21 protein-coding genes are annotated in these 20,372 nt (G+C 37.6%); all 21 read left to right on the forward strand.

Annotated features, from left to right (window positions below):
- Positions 1–137: 137 nt before the first annotated feature.
- Complete coding sequence (locus JET18_RS08390) at positions 138–521, forward strand: GxxExxY protein (RefSeq protein ID WP_202090156.1); 384 nt, start codon at positions 138–140, stop codon at positions 519–521.
- Positions 522–694: 173 nt separating this feature from the next.
- Entirely contained in the window at positions 695–1,138 is a 444-nt protein-coding gene (locus tag JET18_RS08395; RefSeq protein WP_202090157.1) for a DinB family protein, read from the forward strand.
- Between the two features lie 93 nt (positions 1,139–1,231).
- Positions 1,232–2,419, forward strand: a complete 1,188-nt coding sequence (locus tag JET18_RS08400) for a class I SAM-dependent methyltransferase (protein WP_202090158.1) — start codon at positions 1,232–1,234, stop codon at positions 2,417–2,419.
- A gap of 138 nt (positions 2,420–2,557) precedes the next feature.
- Positions 2,558–2,845 (forward strand): hypothetical protein, encoded by a 288-nt coding sequence (locus tag JET18_RS08405; RefSeq protein WP_202090159.1) that lies wholly within the window; start codon positions 2,558–2,560, stop codon positions 2,843–2,845.
- 160 nt (positions 2,846–3,005) lie between these two features.
- Positions 3,006–4,385, forward strand: a complete 1,380-nt coding sequence (locus JET18_RS08410; RefSeq protein WP_202090160.1) for a dipeptidase — start codon at positions 3,006–3,008, stop codon at positions 4,383–4,385.
- A gap of 138 nt (positions 4,386–4,523) precedes the next feature.
- Positions 4,524–5,444, forward strand: a complete 921-nt coding sequence (locus JET18_RS08415) for a T9SS type A sorting domain-containing protein (RefSeq protein ID WP_202090161.1) — start codon at positions 4,524–4,526, stop codon at positions 5,442–5,444.
- Positions 5,445–5,708: 264 nt separating this feature from the next.
- Entirely contained in the window at positions 5,709–6,599 is an 891-nt protein-coding gene (locus JET18_RS08420; protein WP_202090162.1) for a T9SS-dependent choice-of-anchor J family protein, read from the forward strand.
- 439 nt (positions 6,600–7,038) lie between these two features.
- The gene (locus tag JET18_RS08425) at positions 7,039–8,055 is read left to right on the forward strand and encodes a T9SS type A sorting domain-containing protein (protein ID WP_202090163.1); all 1,017 of its coding nucleotides are present in this window, start codon (positions 7,039–7,041) and stop codon (positions 8,053–8,055) included.
- A 202-nt stretch (positions 8,056–8,257) separates the two neighbouring features.
- Positions 8,258–9,172 (forward strand): T9SS type A sorting domain-containing protein, encoded by a 915-nt coding sequence (locus JET18_RS08430; RefSeq protein ID WP_202090164.1) that lies wholly within the window; start codon positions 8,258–8,260, stop codon positions 9,170–9,172.
- Between the two features lie 81 nt (positions 9,173–9,253).
- The gene (locus JET18_RS08435; RefSeq protein WP_202090165.1) at positions 9,254–9,958 is read left to right on the forward strand and encodes an SDR family oxidoreductase; all 705 of its coding nucleotides are present in this window, start codon (positions 9,254–9,256) and stop codon (positions 9,956–9,958) included.
- A gap of 340 nt (positions 9,959–10,298) precedes the next feature.
- On the forward strand, positions 10,299–11,315 hold the full coding sequence (locus JET18_RS08440) for a T9SS type A sorting domain-containing protein (RefSeq protein WP_202090166.1): 1,017 nt from the start codon (positions 10,299–10,301) through the stop codon (positions 11,313–11,315).
- 204 nt (positions 11,316–11,519) lie between these two features.
- A complete protein-coding gene (locus tag JET18_RS08445; protein WP_202090167.1) occupies positions 11,520–12,266 on the forward strand; it encodes an electron transfer flavoprotein subunit beta/FixA family protein in 747 nt (248 codons plus the stop codon).
- 110 nt (positions 12,267–12,376) lie between these two features.
- Positions 12,377–13,324 (forward strand): electron transfer flavoprotein subunit alpha/FixB family protein, encoded by a 948-nt coding sequence (locus JET18_RS08450; protein WP_202090168.1) that lies wholly within the window; start codon positions 12,377–12,379, stop codon positions 13,322–13,324.
- A gap of 204 nt (positions 13,325–13,528) precedes the next feature.
- Positions 13,529–14,128, forward strand: a complete 600-nt coding sequence (locus JET18_RS08455) for a bifunctional nuclease family protein (protein WP_202090169.1) — start codon at positions 13,529–13,531, stop codon at positions 14,126–14,128.
- A gap of 22 nt (positions 14,129–14,150) precedes the next feature.
- Positions 14,151–15,533: a nucleoside permease gene (locus JET18_RS08460; protein WP_202090170.1), complete on the forward strand. Its 1,383-nt coding sequence runs from the start codon at positions 14,151–14,153 to the stop codon at positions 15,531–15,533.
- Positions 15,534–15,648: 115 nt separating this feature from the next.
- Positions 15,649–16,203, forward strand: a complete 555-nt coding sequence (locus JET18_RS08465) for an RNA polymerase sigma factor (protein ID WP_202090171.1) — start codon at positions 15,649–15,651, stop codon at positions 16,201–16,203.
- A complete protein-coding gene (locus JET18_RS08470) occupies positions 16,169–16,888 on the forward strand; it encodes a hypothetical protein (RefSeq protein ID WP_202090172.1) in 720 nt (239 codons plus the stop codon). The genes JET18_RS08465 and JET18_RS08470 overlap by 35 nt, the downstream gene beginning before the upstream one ends.
- Before the next feature lie 83 nt (positions 16,889–16,971).
- The gene (locus tag JET18_RS08475; protein ID WP_202090173.1) at positions 16,972–18,072 is read left to right on the forward strand and encodes a hypothetical protein; all 1,101 of its coding nucleotides are present in this window, start codon (positions 16,972–16,974) and stop codon (positions 18,070–18,072) included.
- Positions 18,073–18,221: 149 nt separating this feature from the next.
- Entirely contained in the window at positions 18,222–18,626 is a 405-nt protein-coding gene (locus JET18_RS08480; RefSeq protein WP_202090174.1) for a hypothetical protein, read from the forward strand.
- Entirely contained in the window at positions 18,623–19,036 is a 414-nt protein-coding gene (locus tag JET18_RS08485) for a hypothetical protein (RefSeq protein WP_202090175.1), read from the forward strand. Before JET18_RS08480 ends, JET18_RS08485 begins: the two co-directional genes overlap by 4 nt.
- 59 nt (positions 19,037–19,095) lie before the next feature.
- The gene (locus JET18_RS08490) at positions 19,096–20,274 is read left to right on the forward strand and encodes an acetyl-CoA C-acyltransferase (RefSeq protein WP_202090176.1); all 1,179 of its coding nucleotides are present in this window, start codon (positions 19,096–19,098) and stop codon (positions 20,272–20,274) included.
- Positions 20,275–20,372: the final 98 nt, after the last annotated feature.

Consider the following 20,372-nt stretch of genomic DNA (forward strand, 5'->3'; position numbering starts at 1 on the left):
GAACAAAGCGAAAATATACGCAAACATCTGAGTAAATCTGAGTAATCTGTGGTTAAAAAAATCTAAACTTTCAAATTTTGTCATTAACCGGTTAAAGGAAAATCTGTAATTTTATAAAAACACAAATATAAAATACAGTGAAAGAAAATGAGATAAGTTTTTATGTCAGAAAATGTATATTTTCTGTATACAATGAGCTTGGGCCCGGTCTATTGGAGAAGATTTACGAAAAAGTTTTGGCCTACGAACTTGAGAATAATGGGTTGAAGGTAAAAGCTCAGGTCCCAATGAATCTTAAATTTAAAGATACGATTATAGAATCCGGATTTATTGCTGATCTTATTGTTGAAGATAAAATAATCATAGAGGTTAAAGCTGTTACAGAAATCGGTAATATACATCATCAGCAATTATTAACCTATTTAAAATTAACAGGTTTGAAACTGGGAATTTTGGTGAATTTTAATACCGATTATATTAATAAAAATATTTTCAGAAAAGTAAACGGACAACTAGATTAATTAAAAAATTATTGGACCACAGATGGCACAGATTTACACAGATGATTGTGTTATAAAAATGAATAAACTAAGTTTGAGTGCTAATTATTAAGACATCAAATAATAAAAAAATAAGCGCAAACATCTGTGTAAATCTGTGCCATCTGTGGTTAAAATAAAAACAATAACCGACAATGAAAGAAAAGCTGATTGATTTATTTGAATACACCTATCATTTCAACAAAGAAATGATACAACTTATTTCAGAAAACATCTCGAAAGTCGATGAAAAAACAATCAGTCTGATCAATCATACGCTGAATGCCCAGCAAATCTGGAATGCAAGAATATCCGGAGAGGAAACCTTTGAAGTATGGCAGATCAATCCCTTTCATACCCTTGAAGATATCAATTATCAGAACTTCCTGAAAAGTATGGATATCATTCAAAACTGCGATCTGGATAACAGAATAGAATATCAGAATTCAAGAGGAAACAGGTTTGAAAACAGTATTTTTGAAATGCTGTTCCATGCTGTAAACCACTCAACCTATCATCGTGGTCAGATCAATACTCTTCTTAAGCAGAATGATATTAAGCCTATATTGACTGATTATATTTTTTATAAGAGACAATAATGAATGCTTCGACTCCGCTCAGCATGACCATATTAAATAGAGTAGTTGCAATGTCATGCTGAGCGGAGTCGAAGCATTTTTGTAGACATTTGCATGTTTCACCAATACAATCTGAAAAATTCACGGAAATCTGTGGGAAATAAATTAATCAATAAAGAAATCCAAAACTATATCAATGCAAATCTCCATACAGATCTGCACACCCTTCTTTTAAAAAAATCTCCGTTCCCTGAAGTTTCCATGCAGGAAATCGTACAGCAGATCAAAGGAAAGCAGACGGCTCAGAGGAAATTTCCATTTTTGCTGAAAGAAGGAATTATTTTCCCACCACAGCTTAACCTGGAACAGTCATCATCAGAGAAAACAGCTGAGTATAAATCGCAGATTCTTAAAGGAAAGAAATTTATAGATCTGACCAGCGGTTTTGGTATTGATGCTTTTTATCTTTCCCGAAATTTTGAAGAAGTAACCCTGGTAGAGCAGAATTCTGAATTATTGGATATTGTAAGGAATAACTGGGCTGCTTTGGACCGGAAGGCGGCTTTCATTAATCAAAATCTGGAGGATTTTCTAGACCGCAATCAGGAGCATTTTAACGTCATCTATCTGGATCCGGCAAGAAGGGATCAGAACAAAAATAAAGTCTTTCTCTTAGAGGATCTTTCGCCGGATATTCTTCAGATCAAAGAAAAACTTCTCGATAAAGCAGATCAGGTGGTTGTAAAACTTTCGCCCCTGATTGATCTGAAATACCTGCACTCAGTTGTACCGGAAATTTTCAGGATTGAAATTATTGCTGTAAAAAACGATGTAAAAGAGGTTGTTATTTTCTTATCCAATGAAGAAAAAAAAGCAATTACGGTAAATTGTATCAACCTTGAAAGCGAAGAATCTGTCTTTACATTTGCATTTGGAGCAGAAGAAAGTGCTCATGCATTATATTCTGAGCCGGAAAAATTCATATATATTCCGAATAACAGTATTTTAAAGGCCGGAGTTTTTAACCTGATTTCAGAAAGGTTCGGACTTAAAAAGCTTCATCCAAATAGCCATCTTTATACTTCAGATCAGAAGATTGCTGATTTTCCCGGCAGAGTTTTTGAAATGGAAGTTATTGATTCGAAGCAGATTAAAAAGAAAGAGCAGTTTAATATTATTGCAAAAAATTATCCTTTAAAACCAGATGAGATTAAGAAGAAGTATGGGATAAAAGACGGCGGAAAAGACTATCTTATTTTTACACAATCCAAAAAAGGGAAAATTATTTTAAAATCAGTATAAAAATGTTGCCCCAAAAAGCAGGATTTCTTAATTTTGGGCAATCAAAAATTTAAGCATGAGATCGCTTGCTGTTAAAATAATAATAACCGGCTAAAAATAATGCGATTCCATTGGACCTTTAAAAAATAAATTTTACATATGAAAAAACTAATTATATGTTTAGCTGTTGCAACGGTAGCCGTAAGCTGTAAAAAAATCCAGGCAGGAGGAAACAAGAATACGCTGAAACTGGAAGAAGGAGTAGAGAGATATTCTGACGACGCTCAGGGTGGAGGTGAGGCACACGGTGGTCACGAAGCTACTGCAGGGCACAAAGAAGCGGCTCCTGCTGAAAAGCATGAAACTGCAACTGCTGCGCCTAAAACAGACAGTACTGCTGCGGTAAAGCCTGCTGAAGCTGAGAAAGCTCCAAAAGCTGAACACTAATTACTAGTACACGATATAAAGAATGTCCTGCCGAGATGCAGGACATTTTTTGTACAAAAATGCACCGCCTGCTGAATAAAAACAGTTCTTCGGAAAATTATCTGTTTTTGTTTGCGGCTGCAGGTCAATTTTTTTACTTTTAACGAAACAAATTTTTAAAATGCAAGAGACATTAAATTACATCAACGAAAACAAACAGCGTTTCGTGGATGAATTATTTGAGTTATTGAGAATTCCTTCTATTTCTGCAGATCCGGCTTATAAAAATGATGTATTGAAATGTGCGGATGTATGTGCAGAACATCTTAGAAATGCAGGAGCAGATCAGGTTGAAGTATGTGAAACAAAAGGATATCCTATCGTTTTTGGCGAGAAAATTTTAGATAAAAACCTTCCTACGGTATTGGTATACGGACACTATGACGTGCAGCCTGCAGATCCGCTGGAATTATGGAGAAAGCCGCCTTTTGAACCTTATATTGAAAGAACAGAACTTCACCCGGATGGAGCCATCTTTGCAAGAGGTTCTGCGGATGATAAAGGACAGTTTTTTATGCATGTGAAGGCTTTTGAAGCGATGATGAAGACCAATACACTTCCTTGCAACGTAAAATTCATCCTGGAAGGCGAAGAAGAGGTAGGATCTGTGAGCCTGGGAGACTTTGTGAACGAAAATAAAGAGAAACTGGCCTGCGACTGCATCCTGATCTCTGATACCCATATCTACAGCAATGAACAGCCTACGGTAACGACCGGTTTAAGAGGGTTAAGCTATGTGGAAGTTGAAATTGAAGGACCTAACAGAGACCTTCACTCAGGACTTTACGGAGGAGCGGTTCCAAATCCTATCCACGTACTTTCAAGAATGATCGCTAAACTGATTGATGAAGATGGACATATTACCATTGATGGATTCTACGATAACGTGGAAACGGTGTCTGATGCAGAGAGAGCAGATATGAACAAACTGAAAGACAATCCTGAAGAATTCAAGAAATCTATAGGACTGAGCGGCGTAGAAGGTGAAAAAAGCTATACAACGCTTGAAAGAACATCCATCCGACCTACTTTAGACTGTAATGGAATTTGGGGTGGATACACAGGAGAAGGAGCTAAAACAGTTATTCCTTCCAAGGCTTCTGCTAAAATTTCAATGCGTCTGGTTCCTTATCAGACTCCGGAAGAAATCACAGAAAAATTCACTAAATACTTTGAAAAAATTGCGCCTGAGACTGTGAAAGTTAAAGTAACGCCGCACCACGGGGGTATGCCATACGTTTTACCAAGCGATACGAAAGAATTTTTGGCTGCGAAACAGGCAATGGAAACAGCATTTGGTAAAGAAGTGCTGCCTTACAGAAGCGGGGGAAGTATTCCTATTACAGCCATGTTCGAAAAAGTATTGGGCGCGAAATCCGTATTAATGGGCTTCGGGCTGGATTCAGATGCCATTCACTCACCCAATGAGCATTATGGACTGTTTAATTTCTACAAGGGAATTGAAAGTATTCCATTGTTTTTCGAAAATTATTCAAAATAATTAAGAGTTTATAAACATATTCTGTAAAGCGTTCCAATATCGGAACGCTTTACGCTTTTTTATGGGAATACCCCTATCAAATGGTATTTTTTTAGATGTGGTATGTGTTTATTTTTAGTTCAACCTAAAAATAATACCATGAAAAAAAACTACTTACTTGCATTTTGCTTGTTTTCAGCACTTTCTTTCGCGCAGCAGCAGATTGTTTCCTTTGAAACTTTAGACGGGTTTTACACAGGCGATATCAATGGACAGGGAACCTGGATCAGTACTCCAACAGGGGATTTCCCCGCTAATGTACTCAACCAGACCGTTTGTACAGATGATGCTTCGGATGGTTTTAATTCTCTCAGGATTGTCAAGGAAAATACGTATGGAACACAGTCTGTTCCTATTATCGGAGCATTTGATAATCTTCCCATTATGCTGTCTTACAATAATTTTACGGTTTCTTTTGATATGAAAATGTCCCAGCTCAATGGATCTATATTCAGTTTTCAGGGAGTGAACAGTGCTGATGAAAAATTGGCAGTCAGATTGGATTTTGATCATACGGGAACAGTCAAAATACTTAAAATGGTTTCAGGTATTCCGGTTATGGAATCTGCTTCTGCCACATGGGAACCCAACCTTTGGTACAATCTTATGGTGGTGGGCACTGCTACAGAAGTTAAATATTATCTGAACGGCACGTTGATCTACTCAGGTACTGCTGCTGAGGCGATCGATATGAATCAGCTGCGTTTTGTTCATGATAATACGGAAGGAACGGCATATATAGATAATATTAAGGTATATAACCAGGCACAGCTTTCAGCAACCGATAGAAAAGTGAATAAAAATAGTATAAATATATACCCGAATCCGGCTGTAGACTTTATTTCAATCAGCGGTGCCGGAAAGATAAGAAGCAGTGAAATCTATGATTCTGCAGGTAAAAAGCTTCAGATCCGGCATGAAAATGATAAAATAAATGTTTCCGATTTACCCTCAGGTTCATATTTAATACATATTGAGACGGAGAAAGGTAATTTTTCAGATAAATTTATAAAAAAATAGTTGTCGGGATTTTATTTTAAAAATATATATAAAACCACAATTAAATTTTCTTCTTTAGAGTGTTTTTTTTGTCAGATTCTTTTACGTAATTTTTTTTTGATGTTTTTTTATAAAGCATAAGGTTTTATGTTAATAATATTATAATAATTTAAAAATTGCATATTGTGCGTTTTTTTATATGAATCAATGAATTATTTTCAATTTAATATTTGTTTTTCGTGTAAATTATAATTAAAATGATATATTTGTTATTAAAAAAATATCATGAAGAAAATTTTACAATCTTTTGCATTGGCTGGTTTTTTTGTGGCTAATGCTCAGACAACTATCTTTGAAGACAGTTTTGAATCTTATACAGATTTTGCTTACACTACAGGAACTGTAGGTAACTGGACCTTAACGGATGTGGACGGAAAAAATTCATACATTCTTAATGGATCAACCTTTCCCAACCAGAGTATTCCCAAAGCATTTATAGTTTTTAATAGAGCCGGAATTGTTCCTGCCACTGTGTCTAATCAGACTGCAGCAAGAACAGGGAGCAAGGCTATGGCTTGTTTTAACGTAAGTACACCTGCTCCTCTGGTTAATAATGACTGGTTAATTAGCCCGAGAATGACGCTGGGATCTACAGGGAATAGTCTTACTTTCTGGGCAAAATCAATCCATGCGAGTTATGGATTGGAAAAATTTAATGTTCTGGTCTCTACAACAAATACGGCAACTGCGAGTTTTACAAAACTTAATACAAATGTGATTGTAACTCCTAGTGTTGTTGAGTGGAATCAGCATACATTTAATCTAGATGCTTATGCCGGTCAACAGGTTTATATTGCAATACAATGTGTTTCTGATGATCAGTTTGCTTTATTTATTGATGACTTTAAAGTGACTACAACAGGTACTTTAGGTATTTCTGAAGCTTCAAAAACATCGAATTTAAGTTCCGTTTATCCTAATCCGGTTTCTGATGTACTGAACATAAAATCAAATTCAAAAATCAGCAGCGTAGAGATTTTTGATATCAGCGGAAAAAAGATGAATGCTGATCTGAATGGTGATAAAGTGCATGTTGGAAATCTTAATGCAGGAAGCTATATCATTAATATAGAAACAAAAGAAGGTAAAACTACTGAAAAATTTATTAAGAAATAAACCTTGCTAAAACTCAGGATTAATAAAGCGCTCCAATCGGGGCGTTTTTTTTATTGTGGATTGAGCTCAGACTGCTCTTGGGGTTACTTGCAGGCTTTTAGTTAATCAATATTAAAACAGAGAAAGGTAATTTTTCGGAAAAGTTTATTAAAAAATAAATAGAATTTACCTAAGGTGTTGGTTATCTATATTTTATGGAGGTTGCTGTGTAAACTGGTGAATGTTTTGGTGTTTTGTCGATTTTTCAGTTAAAATATTGTTGTTATAAACTATTTGTAGAAAAATAATTTTAACAATGCAGGATGTTAAATTGGTTTGAAATACCAAATTACAGACATAATTGTTTAAAAAATTATTTTATAATATATTTTTAATTGATTTTTTACCTAATTAGAATAAAAGTTCTATATTTACGAGGTTAATTAATAAAAAAAATATCATGAAAAGAAATCTACTATTTTGCTTGGCGTTAGCTTCAGCAATATCTGCTTCTGCGCAGGTTTTAGAAACTGAAAATTACAATTCCTACACATTAGGAAATGTTGCAGCCTCTACTACGGGAACGGTTGCAGGACAGGGAGGAATGACTTTGTATAATGGTGCCGCAGCCGATTATCAGATTGTAAATGGTGATGCTGCCCATGGAAAATATCTTCAGGTAACAGGAGGTTCGGATGGTACAGCAGCATCTTCACGCTATGTTTTTAAAAGCGGACTGGAAGCAGCCTGGGCAGCAAGAACACCTGGAAATAATATCATTAAAGGAAGAGCGGAAATTTATACCGGAACTTCTACCAACCAGCATGCATCCGGAGTGGCTATTTATGGTGCAGATGACGGAATTGTTGGGGTAAGATACAACTCACAGACGAAGCTGATGACAGGACTGGCTTATCTTGATACAGGATTGAGTGGTGCTTTCTATACCATTACAGGTATTTCTGCAACAGTATATCCTGCAAACACCTGGGTGACAGTAGGATATAGCTACAACAAAACAACCGGAGACATTACCTATACCATTGGAAACGCCGCGCCGCTTACGCTTACTGTAAATGGAGCAACTACCGTAGCGGATATTGACCCAACGGAATTTGATGTGTACAGCTCACCTTACAGAGCTTCTGCAACAGCTCCGGTAAATACGGGACCAACAACTTTTGGTATTGATAACTATTCTGTACATGCAGGAAACAACACTACACTGGCAACAGTTGAAAACGATGCCAGAAAATCTTCAATCATTGCTATCGGGCCAAACCCTACCGCTGATTATCTGAACATCCTTACAGAGATGAAAATCACTAATCTTGAAATCTTTGATATGTCCGGGAAAAAACTTCCTGCTCAGCTTGAAGGAAATAAGGTAGATGTGAAGAACCTTAACTCAGGAAGTTATATCGTAAGCTTTGAAACAAAAGACGGAAAAACGATCGAGAAATTCATTAAAAAATAATTCCTGCTACAATTCAGGATTCACAAAACGCTCCATTTGGGGCGTTTTTATTTTTGTAAAATCTTTATAATGGCGAAGACAATTAAATAATTATTCTTTTTTTTAATGATTTTATTCGGGAATTACATTTTTATGCATTAAATATTTGTTTTATAGTGTATTGGAAATAATTTTAGATATTAATTAACAATAAATATCTATTATGAAAAAAAATCTATTTTTAACAGCATTGGTAAGTGCTGCTTTACAAATGAATGCGCAGACAGTTGTTTTTTCTCAGGCAGTTTCAGGGTCAACAGGTATTGTTTCCGATGCCATATCTAATGGTAGTTTTGTAGCATCTGCAGATGATTTTACCCTTACAAGCCAAAATAGAATTACCAAAATAAAAGTTGAAGGATTTCAAAATGCCGGAACTCTTGAAACAACTGTTGCTACAGGATTGATGCTCTATATTTATGCCAATGATGCAGGAAAACCTGCGGGAATACCGGGTAACCCTTTGGTAGCTCCAATTGCACAAATTGATATCGCTAAAGATGCACCAGGATATACCTTAACAAAAACAGGGGCAGAATTCTATACTTTTAGTGTCGATCTTACTGCTGCATTAGCCAGCCCTTTGGTTTTGCAGGCAAATACTGTTTACTGGCTGGTTTTTGCTGCGAAAACAAATTTGCCAGATTTCAGTAGTACTGGTAATACGAGATTTAATTGGTTTACAGGCGTACAAGGAGGAAATACGGCTAAATTAGTTGATCCTGGTAACGCTTTTGGGACAAATTCTACTTCATGGCAAGATATTGCCCCACTAACGGGTGCAGCTGCCTATAATGGCTTAGCTTTTTCTATCGAAGGACAATCCACATTGGGAACAGCCGAGATATTCAGTAATGTAAAGGAAATTACGGTTTATCCGAATCCTGCTTCAGATTACTTGTTTATTAAAACTAAATCAAAAATAAATGCCATTGAAATCTTTGATATGTCCGGGAAAAAACTTCCTGCTCAGCTTGAAGGAAATAAGGTGGATGTGAAGAACCTTAACTCAGGAAGTTATATCGTAAGCTTTGAAACAAAAGACGGAAAAACGATCGAGAAATTCATTAAAAAATAATTCCTGCTAAAACTCAGGACTCACAAAACGCTCCAATTGGGGCGTTTTTGTTATTTTAGATCAATAAAAAAATTAGAAAATATGTCAGATCAGAAAGTAGCTTATATTACAGGAGGAACCAAAGGAATAGGTTTCGGAATAGCCAGAATTTTACTGGAAAACGACATCGCAGTGGCTTTTTCAGGCAGAAAAGGCGAAGATGTGGACAAAGCTGAAAAAGAGCTTAAACAATATTCGGAGAACGTTCTGGGAATTGTGTCAGATGTAAGAAGTCTGGATAGCGAAAAGGAAGCCGTAAAACACATTGTTGAAAAATTCGGAAGACTGGATTTTGTGATTGCCAATGCAGGTCTGGGGATTTTCAAGCCTGTAGATGAACTGAGTGCTGAAGAGTGGAACAGTATGATAGAAACTAACCTGACAGGTGCTTTTTATACGTTAAAAGCCTCTGTAGAAGAATTAAAAAAGACGGAAGGGTATTATATTACGGTTTCCAGTCTGGCGGGGGCAAACTTCTTTGAAAACGGAACGGGCTACAACGCTTCAAAATTCGGAGTGGTAGGATTTACCCAGGCAGCGATGATTGATCTCAGAAAATACAATATCAAGTCTACAGTCATTATGCCGGGCTCAGTGGCCACGAATTTTAACGGAAATATTCCGTCAGAAAAAGATAACTGGAAGATTCAGCCTGAAGACATGGGAAATCTGGTATTGGATATTCTGAAAATGAACCCAAGAGTTCTGCCAAGTAAGATCGAGTTCAGGGCAACCAGGCCGGCATAGGCTGGACATTGGAATGAGGAAAAAAATGAAAAACGAATTTTAGACTAAAATAATCCAATGATAAAACTTTAAGGTATTTGATTATTTAAAATTTGCGGTCTTATCTGTAGAAATGGGCTTGTCACTTAAAATATTCATCCTCAACTTAAAATCAGGAATCTGTATCTCTTGTTTTCGGGATTTAAAAACTCCCTAATTTTAGGTATTGATTTCACTTTTAAATTGAGGTAGGTTTGCATTCATAAGTTGAAAATATAAATAGATTAATTGATATTTAAGATAATTATTAATCAATTGTCAACTATATAACGATACGAATGTCAAATTAAAAAAATATTTTATGAAAAAAGTTTTATCAGTGAGCGCGTTTTTATGGGTCATATCCCTGACCATAAATGCCCAAACATTAGAAAGCGATACTTTTAATTCCTACACCATAGGAAACGTGGGAACAGTAGTTACGCCAACTGTAGCCGGACAAGGCGGATTTTACACGGATTTTTCAGGAGGAAACAATTCAGACGCACAGATTGTAAACATAGATACTGCGCATGACAAATCTCTGCAGCTTACCGGAAGTGCAACGGCAACCGGAACAAGATATATGTGGAAAAAGGGATTGGATGTAGCATGGGCTGCAAGAACACCGGGAAATGATATCCTTAAACTGGAATTTAATTTGTACACCGGAAGTGCTGTAGGTGGCTCGGGCAGGGGAACTGTTCTGGTTTATGATGGAACCACCCATAAAACGCTGCTTGGAGCCGGATATGATTACGCTTCAAAAAGAGCTGTTGGCATAGCCTACTATACCGATACGGCAACGGGTGTAACAGGAAATTATCTTTTTTATCTGGAGCCCAATACCTATACCTATCCTGCCAATACATGGATCACATTAAAATGTACTTTTAATAAAGCGACAGGAGTAGCTACGTGGACGAGCCCCGGAGGTATGGTTTACAGCCCTGCCGGAACCTATACACCGGCGGCAGTTGGGGTAGATCCTTTTGAAATGGACTTCGTTTCAGCGGTTGGAGCGGGAAATACAGTGGCTCACATCACGTCTTTTGATAACTATTTACTATCAGCTACAAATGCTGCCGTGCTGGCCACAAAAGAGGCTGTTGCAGAAGAAAACAATGTTTTGGTTTATCCTAATCCTGCAACTGATTTTATTACTGTACAGTCAAAGTCACCGGTTACTAAAGTAGAGATTTTTGATGCTGCAGGAAGAAAGATTAACAGTGAACTGAACCGTGATAAAATTGATGTAAGGAACCTCAATCCGGGAGTTTATGTCATTCATATTGAGACTAAAGGAAATCTGTTTTCTAAGAAATTTATCAAAAAATAATCCGGATTATCTTCCGTACTCAACATAAAAACGCTTTACATTAAAGCGTTTTTATTATTTTTAATGCGCTGAATAATAAATCAATATATATTATGCATGCATAATATATTTTTTGTTTATATTTACAGAAATTAAAAATATAAAATCTCTGCATGGGACCGACCGGTTTTTTATGCGTAAGGGGAGGAAAATAAAATAGTACACATGAAAATATTAGTTTGTATCAGTAGTGTTCCGGATACTACTTCCAAGATTAACTTTACAGCAGATAAATCTGCTTTCGACAAAAATGGAATTCAGTGGGTAATCAACCCGTTAGATGAATTTGCATTAACAAAAGCGGTTAAACTTCAGGAATCCCAGGGTGCAACTGTAACAGTGATCAACGTAGGAGATGCTGCTACAGAACCGGTGATCAGAAAGGCATTAGCTATTGGTGCCAATGATGCGGTAAGAGTAAACCTGGACCCTAAAGACAGCTATTCTACAGCAAAAGAAATTGCTGCTGTAGCTCAGAACGGAGGGTATGACCTTATCCTTTGCGGGAAAGAGTCCATTGATTATAACGGGGGTTCTGTACCGGGAATGGTAGCTCAGTTATTGAACCAGCCTTTCGTGAATGCTTCTGTAGGATTGGATGTAAGCGGAAGTGAAGCTACGGCCATCAGAGAAATTGAGGGCGGTAAAGAAACAATATCAGTAAAATTACCTGCCATAATCGCAGGACAAAAAGGATTGGTAGATGAAAAAGATCTTATCATCCCGAATATGAGAGGAATTATGTCTGCAAGAACGAAGCCTTTACAGGTAGTGGAGCCTTCTTCTTCTGAGGTGAAAGTTCAGGGAGTATCTTATGACAGCGTTCCGCCAAGAGCTGCTGTGAAAATGGTTTCTCCTGACAACCTGGATGAATTGGTAAGATTACTTCACGAAGAAGCTAAAGTAATCTAAAACTTAGAAGCTGGAAGTCAGAAGAAGGAAGGTCAAAAAACTTAATCTGAATCCACTTTTAATTTTAAATTTTTAAATCTCTCAATCTTTTAATTTTTAAATTTAACATAATGGCAGTATTCGTATACGCAGAAAATATAAACGGAGTTTACAAAAAAGCAGCTCTGGAAGCAGTTTCTTATGCTAAAGCAATTGCAGATCAGGCAGGAGACACTGTTACAGCAATCTCTGTAAACCCAACGGATTCTTCAGATTTATTATACAAATATGGAGCATCAAACGTTATCAATGTTAAAGACGAAGGTCTTAAAAGCTTCTCAGCAAAAGCATTTGCTCAGGCTGTAAGTGAAGTGGCAGACGGAAATACTATTGTTTTCCCTCACACTACAGATGCTTCATCTATCGCTCCAATGCTTGCAGTAATGAAGAATTATTCTTTAATTACCAATGTTTTGGAAGCTCCTGAAAGTCTTTCTCCGTTCCAGGTGAAAAGAAGAGCATTCTCAGGAAAAGGATTTATGCATGCAAAAGCTGAAGGAAACGGGGTAATTATTACCGTTTCACAGAATGCTTTCGGAGTAAAAGAAAATGCAGTATCAGGTTCTGAAGAAGTGAAAAACTTATCAGTAGCCAACGAAGATACTAAAGTGATCTCTCACGAGCAGAGTTCAGGTAAATTAGACCTTAAGGAAGCTGAAGTTGTTGTTTCTGCAGGAAGAGGGATGAAAGGTCCTGAAAACTGGGGAATGATTGAAGAGCTTGCTAATGTTTTAGGAGCTGCTACAGCATGTTCCAAGCCGGTTTCTGATATCGGATGGAGACCTCACACAGAGCACGTAGGACAAACAGGTAAAGCAATTTCACCAAATCTTTATATCGCAGTAGGAATTTCCGGAGCTATCCAGCACCTGGCGGGAGTAAACTCTTCTAAAACCATCGTAGTGATCAACAACGACGCTGAAGCACCATTCTTCAAGTCTGCTGATTACGGGGTAGTAGGAGATGCATTCCAAATTATTCCTGCATTAACTGAGAAGATTAAAGCAATCAAAGGATAAGAAAGTCAATAGAGAATTGTCAATTCGCTGCGCTGTCAATTATATAAGATTAATAGGTACAGCCAGCATTCACTTATGAAATAAAACTGACCATTCACTATTCACAATTTTCACACATAAAAATAAAAGTTCGGGCTTTTCCGGGCTTTTATTTTTGCGTAAAAAACTGAAAACACAATAAAAAATTAATCTATATTTGTAGCTATGGATTATAAGCAGCTAATTATTCGCGGAATATCGTACAGCCAGACCCAATCGGGGGCTTACGCTTTGTTATTGGAACATGAAGAAACACATATAAAATTACCTGTTGTTATAGGAAATTTCGAGGCTCAGTCTATCTCGCTGGGACTGGAAAAAGACATCCATCCGCCACGTCCGCTTACCCATGATTTATTCACAAAATTTATAGTTTCTGCCAATTATGAATTGGTTTCTGTAATTATTTATCAAATCGTAGACGGCGTATTTTTTTCTAATATCAATTTTAAAAATAAAGCTACCGAAGAAGAGCTGATCTTAGATGCAAGAACTTCTGATGCCGTTGCCATGGCCGTAAGATTCGATGCCCCTATTTTCACGACTCAGCAGGTGCTGAATGAAGCAGGAATTCTTCTTGAGCTGGAAGACGTTTCAAAAGAAGAACAGCCGTTCTCTGAAACCGTACAGTCTGAAGATAATTTAAAAGATTTATCTATGGAGGAGCTTCAGAAATTACTGGAAGATGCTGTAAAAGAAGAAGACTTTGATACGGCTTTGGAAATCCAGGAAGAAATTAAAAGGAGGAAAAAGAAAATTGATTAAAAGAGACACTTTATACTAAACTATGAATTTAAAATTACGACTGACCATCCTCAGTTTTCTCCAGTTTTTTGTTTGGGGAGCATGGCTGATTACGATGGCTAATTTTTGGTTCGGTACAAAACACTGGGACGGAACCCAGTTCGGGGCCGTTTTCGGAACCATGGGAATAGCTTCCATTTTTATGCCGACCATTACCGGGATTATTGCTGACCGCTGGGTAAATGCGGAACGTATCTTTTCGGTACTGCACATCCTGTATGGCGTTATACTATTTATACTGCCTCATTCCGCAGATCCTAATTCTTTCTTCTATCTGATGCTTTTGGCCATGTGTTTTTATATGCCGACCATTGCACTGGCGAATTCCATTTCTTACACCGTTTTGAAAAACAGTAATCTGGATGTGGTGAAAGACTTTCCGCCGATCCGTGTCTGGGGAACCATTGGGTTTATTGTAGCCATGTGGATTACCAATCTTACAGGAAACAAAGCTACGGAAGGACAGTTCTACATTGGTGGAGCTATCGCGATATGTCTGGGAATTTATGCACTGACGTTACCGAAATGTCCGCCGCAGAAGCTGATTGATAAAAATGCACCGTTATCCGAGCAGTTGGGTCTGAACGCGTTCAAGCTTTTCGGAAGCTACAAAATGGCCCTGTTCTTTTTGTTTTCCATGCTTCTGGGAGCGGCACTTCAGCTGACCAATGCCTACGGAGATGTATTCTTAAGTGAATTTTCACATTTCCCGAAATATGCAGATTCATTTGTAGTACAGAGATCTACGATTATTATGTCTATCTCTCAGGTATCAGAAACCCTTTTTATTCTGGCGATTCCTTTCTTCTTAAAGAAATTCGGGATTAAAAAAGTAATGCTGATGTCTATGCTCGCATGGGTATTGAGATTTGGATTCTTTGCCTACGGAGTTCCGGACGGATTCGGGCTTTCGCTGATCATCTTCTCGTGTATCGTATACGGAATGGCTTTTGATTTCTTCAATATTTCAGGGTCTCTTTTCGTAGAAACCACTACCGACAAAAAGATAAGATCATCCGCTCAGGGGTTGTTTATGATGATGACCAATGGTTTCGGAGCGCTGTTCGGAAGTTATATTGCAGGTTGGGCGATTGATAAATTTTTCACACACAGATTTACGAATGTTGCAGATTTGTCTACGTATCTGGACACAACAGCAGATAATCCTACTTTCCTGCAGATTCTTAAAAACAGTTTCAACTCGGCAGTAAATGCAGACGGGACGCTTTCGTCCGTAGTCATGGTGAAGGACTGGCAGAACATCTGGCTGTCTTTTGCGATCTATGCATTGATTCTTGCCGTATTTTTTGCGGTTTTATTCAGACATAAACATAATCCGGAAGAAGTTTCTTCAGTGAAACATTAATTCTATTGAACTGATTATTAAAATATTAAATTGCACTTTCAAAAAAAGTGCAATTTTTTTTTATTTTCGGGCAACCTTTTATAGTAAATCCCGTCTTATAGATAGAAACTGATACATGGAGCATCTTGAAAAGAATTTTTTACTGGCAAAAAAACAGGACCGGAGAGCCCAGAAAGCTCTGTACGAGATGTTTTCGGCTAAAATGCTGGCCATTGCAAATTCTTATGTCAACAATATCCATGACGCCGAAGATATCCTGATCAGCGCATTTATGAAATGTTTTACGAAGCTGGATGAATGCAGGGAATGGAAAAGCTTCCCGTTCTGGCTGCGGAAAATTATAGTCAATGATTCTATAAGCTTCGTCAGGAGAAACAGGAATATCCTGTATGCCGATATAGAAATTGCAGATGATTATTCTGATGACGAGGGAGATGAACGGCTGGAGGATCTCAATATTGAGGAAATACTTTCACAGATGCCGGCGGGATACAGATTGGTTTTCAATTTATATGTCTTTGAAGAGAAAAAGCATCAGGAGATCGCAGAAATTCTGAATATTTCGGAAGGTACCAGTAAAAGCCAGCTGAGTAAAGCAAAAAAATGGCTGACGGAATTTTTAAAAGCAAAAGAAAATGAAAAAAGAAATACTGAAACAATTAAGATCTGAGTACGAAAGGCTCGAAATAAAGCCTTCTGCGGATCTTTGGGACAGGATGGAGCAGGAGATGGAAGATAAGCCGGTTTTGAGCGTTAAAAAGCCGTTTCAATGGTGGGGATATGCTGCCGCTGTATTGGTATTGCTTTCTGTAGGAACAATGATTTACTATTATAGTTTTAAAACTGAATTTGATTACAAAAAGACAGATTATATCGTGAAAAAGGGGCTTGACAAAAAAATAAAACCTGTAAACTCCGATCCCATCAGCCAGCCTGTGACTCCTGAAGTAGAACCGATTAGGAATGAGGAAACGAGAATAGTCCGTGAAGACCATAAAAAAGTAACTCCGGAAAAGGTTTTAACTCCTAAAAATGAAGAAAAAATAAATACTGTTAAAATTCCTGAACATAAAGAACAGCAGATTGTGATCCATCAGGCTAAGACCATTAATAAAGATCAGGAAAAGACGGTAGTGAACAGCCCGGACCGTTCTGCCATGGCAGAGGTTAAAAGATCAAAATCAAGTTACATCAGTTCGGATGATCTTCTTTTAGGAAGAGAACTGGAGAAAACCCGTGCAAGATCAAACAGAGATAACCGGAAGTTTGGGGTTATTAATCTGGATAAAATTGTCCCGGATGTAGGTAATGTAACGGTTTTGGGAGTGACAGTCTATCTGGAGGATTCCAAATAAATCACAAACACTTTGTACAAAAATAAAATACTGTCCTGAATGAGGTCAGAGAGAACGTATTGTCAAAAAAAAACAGAAAAAATATGAGAACCAAATTGGCTTTAATGGCGGCTGCCTTAGCTTTTACCTGCAGCTTTGCCCAGGAAAAAACGGATGTTGAATACAAAATAAATCGGTATTCTAAAAAGATCGACAGCATTGTAGTATCCGAAAAATCAAAAATGAATACAGAACTGGATATTATCGACAGCAATTTCACTGAAAAAAAGATCACATCAGAGGAAAAACAGAAGCAGCGTGAAGAAACGGCCCTGAAGTATCAGCAGATCATCAACGAAAAGGTAGATGCCCAGCAGCATGAGCTTGAACTGGCAACCAAAGAGATGGTAAAGAACTCCGTATTAATGGACCGTGATTCGGCACGCTCCAAAAACGAGGTTTGGCTGGGTTTTGACGGAATCAATATGAAGTTTGCAGATAAAAAGAACAGACGCCGAGATCCTAAATTTTATCTGAGAACCGTTGACTTTTCAGCGAGCATCATGGGAAGCGGACTAACTTCAAAAGACGAACCTTTCAGTTTTTACAATAGCGATTCGGATACGAGAAACACCATCTTTAATTCTTCTCAGTTTGCTTTCCGCTACGAAGATCAGATCGGAGGATTCAAAAGCCCGGTTTTTTACCGCATCGGTTTGGGGGTAAGATCAGACAAGTACGTTCCAAAATACGGACAGGTTTTCAAGCAGGAAAACAATACACTTTTTGTGGATGATTTCGACAGAGGCAGCTTAAGAAATACGAAATTAAATATTACTTATCTGTACGTTCCGGTGGATTTAAGGTTTGTTTTAAATCCGAAATACATAGAATACGAAGGTGTAAAATATCTGGATAACAGGAAAAGACAGCTGAGCCTGATCATGGGAATTTACGGCGGTGTGAAGGTAGGAAGTGTGAATTATATTAAATATTCCAATGTCAACAGCAAAAGGATTGTAGAGAGGGAAAGAATCATGAATGGAGTGAATGATTTTGTAGTCGGAGGTAAATTCGGAATCAGCTATGCGGGCTTCAATCTCTTTGTTCAGAAAGATTTTAACCCGATATTTAATGACAGTGCCCTGCTGAAGAAAAAATATGGACTCCAGTTCGGTATTGAGATCGCTAATCTTGATTTTTAATTAAATAATAAAAGTTCATTTTCATTGAATTAAATGCAAAATTTGAGGTTTTTCTTTAGGACTAACAATCGTTTGGGTGAAGATAAGCCGTTTTTAAAACACACTGGTTAAAAGTGTTTTTTTTTTTGTATTTTGGCACTTTAGTAAATATGAAAAATATTCAGTTATTAGGTTTGATTTTAGTGGTAGCAGGCAGTTTTATGCCTCTTGTTCATGTGCCTATTATCGGCAACTGGAACTACTGGAAGCTGGATCATTATCTGGCCATTGCATGCTGGATTTTTGCGGCATGTGCCGTTTTTGGAATCGTTAATAACAGTGCGAAAATCGTAAGGCTTTTTGGAATCCTTTTGGTTTTATTATTTGCATTTACGCTGGTTGCTGTTAAAATGCAGTCTCTGGACTATTTCAGCTTTCTTCCGTTTAAATCCTGGAGAGAAGCTTTTGCAGGCGTTGTAAAACTGAAATGGGGCTGGATAGTAGAATTTTTAGGCGCTTTCCTTATGATTGTCGCTGTTGGTAATAAAAAAGTAAATAATCGGACACAGATATGAAACACTTAAAAATGGCATCAGCAGCTTTATTGATGTTGGTGTTTTCTCAGGCTCAATCTCAGAAAACAACATTTAGCAAACCGGATCAGCCGGCCAGATGCAAGGAGATCAGGGATGGGAAATTTCTTAGGGCTAACTACCCACAAGGAATCTGGTATATGACCGTCAAAGATAATATCCAGATGGAGTATACTAATAATGGGAAAGATTACATAAAATCTACACTGGTTTTTGTAGACGACTGCAATTATAAAGCTATTGTTCTGGAAAAGTCGGACAAGAACGACCCTGTTAAGCTGGGTGATGTTTTCAATAATGAAATTGTTGAAACCCAGAATAATATGATTAAAGTACATACCAAAATTGAAAACGGGAACTACGAAATCATCTATATAAAAGTAAAAAAATAGATTAGTATATTAAGGCCGGAAGGCTGAAGTTTTGTTTAAAAAAGTAAAATATAATACACATGAAAGAAGTATTCATTGTTTCCGCAGTAAGAACACCTATCGGGAGTTTTATGGGAAGCCTTTCAACGGTTCCTGCTACGAAGCTGGGGTCTGCTGCTGTAAAAGGAGCATTAAATAAAATCAATCTTGATCCTAAGAATGTTCAGGAGATCTATATGGGGAATGTACTGCAGGCAGGAGAAGGCCAGGCACCGGCCCGTCAGGTGGCTTTGGGTGCAGGTTTGTCTATTGAGACGCCTTCTACTACAGTAAATAAAGTATGTGCTTCTGGAATGAAAGCGGTAACAATGGCAGCGCAGGCTATTAAAGCAGGTGATGCTGAAGTAATCGTTGCCGGAGGTATGGAAAATATGTCTATGGTTCCTCATTACTACAATGCAAGAGTTGCTACTAAACTGGGAGATATCAAAATGCAGGACGGAATGGTGCTGGATGGTCTTACAGACGTATACAACAAAGTGCACATGGGCGTATGTGCAGAGAAATGTGCGGTAGATTACAGCATTTCAAGAGAAGATCAGGATAATTTTGCAATAGAATCTTACAAGAGATCTGCAAAGGCCTGGAGCGAAGGGAAATTCACTGAAGAAGTAGTTCCTGTAGAAATTCCTCAAAGAAAAGGAGATCCTGTGATTTTCGCTGAAGATGAAGAATACAAAGCGGTTAACTTTGACAGAATTGCAACACTTCCTACCGTATTCAAAAAAGAAGAGGGAACAGTAACTGCTGCCAATGCTTCTACATTGAATGACGGTGCTTCTGCTTTGATCCTTGTTTCTAAGGAAAAAATGGAAGAACTTGGACTTAAGCCTTTGGCAAAAATCGTTTCTTATGCTGATGCAGCTCAGGAGCCTGAAAACTTTACAACAGCCCCTGCAAAAGCTTTACCGATTGCTCTTAAAAAAGCTGGTTTAGAGGTTTCTGACATCGATTTCTTCGAATTCAACGAAGCGTTCTCTGTAGTAGGACTTGCCAATAACAAGATCTTAGGACTGGATGCATCTAAAGTAAACGTAAACGGAGGAGCAGTAGCCATCGGACATCCACTGGGAAGTTCAGGATCCAGAATCATCGTGACACTGATCAACGTATTGAAGCAGAATAATGCAAAATACGGCGCTGCAGCGATCTGTAACGGTGGTGGAGGAGCTTCCGCTATCGTGATTGAAAATATGTAAAATTCTCTTACAGAATATTTTACCATTAAGGAATCGATAATTTTTCTAAAATCTAATCGATTTCTTAATGGTTTTTCTATTTTTGTGCTACTAATACT

It is taken from the genome of Chryseobacterium endalhagicum (assembly GCF_016745235.1).
In the GTDB taxonomy this organism is placed as follows: domain Bacteria; phylum Bacteroidota; class Bacteroidia; order Flavobacteriales; family Weeksellaceae; genus Chryseobacterium; species Chryseobacterium endalhagicum.

Bases quoted from the DNA above. Each gene is read 5' to 3' on its own strand.
- JET18_RS08395 (WP_202090157.1), top strand. From the start codon at position 695: ATGAAAGAAAAGCTGATTGATTTATTTGAATACACCTATCATTTCAAC.
- JET18_RS08400 (WP_202090158.1), top strand. From the start codon at position 1,232: ATGTTTCACCAATACAATCTGAAAAATTCACGGAAATCTGTGGGAAAT.
- JET18_RS08405 (WP_202090159.1), top strand. From the start codon at position 2,558: ATGAAAAAACTAATTATATGTTTAGCTGTTGCAACGGTAGCCGTAAGC.
- JET18_RS08410 (WP_202090160.1), top strand. From the start codon at position 3,006: ATGCAAGAGACATTAAATTACATCAACGAAAACAAACAGCGTTTCGTG.
- JET18_RS08415 (WP_202090161.1), top strand. From the start codon at position 4,524: ATGAAAAAAAACTACTTACTTGCATTTTGCTTGTTTTCAGCACTTTCT.
- JET18_RS08420 (WP_202090162.1), top strand. From the start codon at position 5,709: ATGAAGAAAATTTTACAATCTTTTGCATTGGCTGGTTTTTTTGTGGCT.
- JET18_RS08425 (WP_202090163.1), top strand. From the start codon at position 7,039: ATGAAAAGAAATCTACTATTTTGCTTGGCGTTAGCTTCAGCAATATCT.
- JET18_RS08430 (WP_202090164.1), top strand. From the start codon at position 8,258: ATGAAAAAAAATCTATTTTTAACAGCATTGGTAAGTGCTGCTTTACAA.
- JET18_RS08435 (WP_202090165.1), top strand. From the start codon at position 9,254: ATGTCAGATCAGAAAGTAGCTTATATTACAGGAGGAACCAAAGGAATA.
- JET18_RS08440 (WP_202090166.1), top strand. From the start codon at position 10,299: ATGAAAAAAGTTTTATCAGTGAGCGCGTTTTTATGGGTCATATCCCTG.
- JET18_RS08445 (WP_202090167.1), top strand. From the start codon at position 11,520: ATGAAAATATTAGTTTGTATCAGTAGTGTTCCGGATACTACTTCCAAG.
- JET18_RS08450 (WP_202090168.1), top strand. From the start codon at position 12,377: ATGGCAGTATTCGTATACGCAGAAAATATAAACGGAGTTTACAAAAAA.
- JET18_RS08455 (WP_202090169.1), top strand. From the start codon at position 13,529: ATGGATTATAAGCAGCTAATTATTCGCGGAATATCGTACAGCCAGACC.
- JET18_RS08460 (WP_202090170.1), top strand. From the start codon at position 14,151: ATGAATTTAAAATTACGACTGACCATCCTCAGTTTTCTCCAGTTTTTT.
- JET18_RS08465 (WP_202090171.1), top strand. From the start codon at position 15,649: ATGGAGCATCTTGAAAAGAATTTTTTACTGGCAAAAAAACAGGACCGG.
- JET18_RS08470 (WP_202090172.1), top strand. From the start codon at position 16,169: ATGAAAAAAGAAATACTGAAACAATTAAGATCTGAGTACGAAAGGCTC.
- JET18_RS08475 (WP_202090173.1), top strand. From the start codon at position 16,972: ATGAGAACCAAATTGGCTTTAATGGCGGCTGCCTTAGCTTTTACCTGC.
- JET18_RS08480 (WP_202090174.1), top strand. From the start codon at position 18,222: ATGAAAAATATTCAGTTATTAGGTTTGATTTTAGTGGTAGCAGGCAGT.
- JET18_RS08485 (WP_202090175.1), top strand. From the start codon at position 18,623: ATGAAACACTTAAAAATGGCATCAGCAGCTTTATTGATGTTGGTGTTT.
- JET18_RS08490 (WP_202090176.1), top strand. From the start codon at position 19,096: ATGAAAGAAGTATTCATTGTTTCCGCAGTAAGAACACCTATCGGGAGT.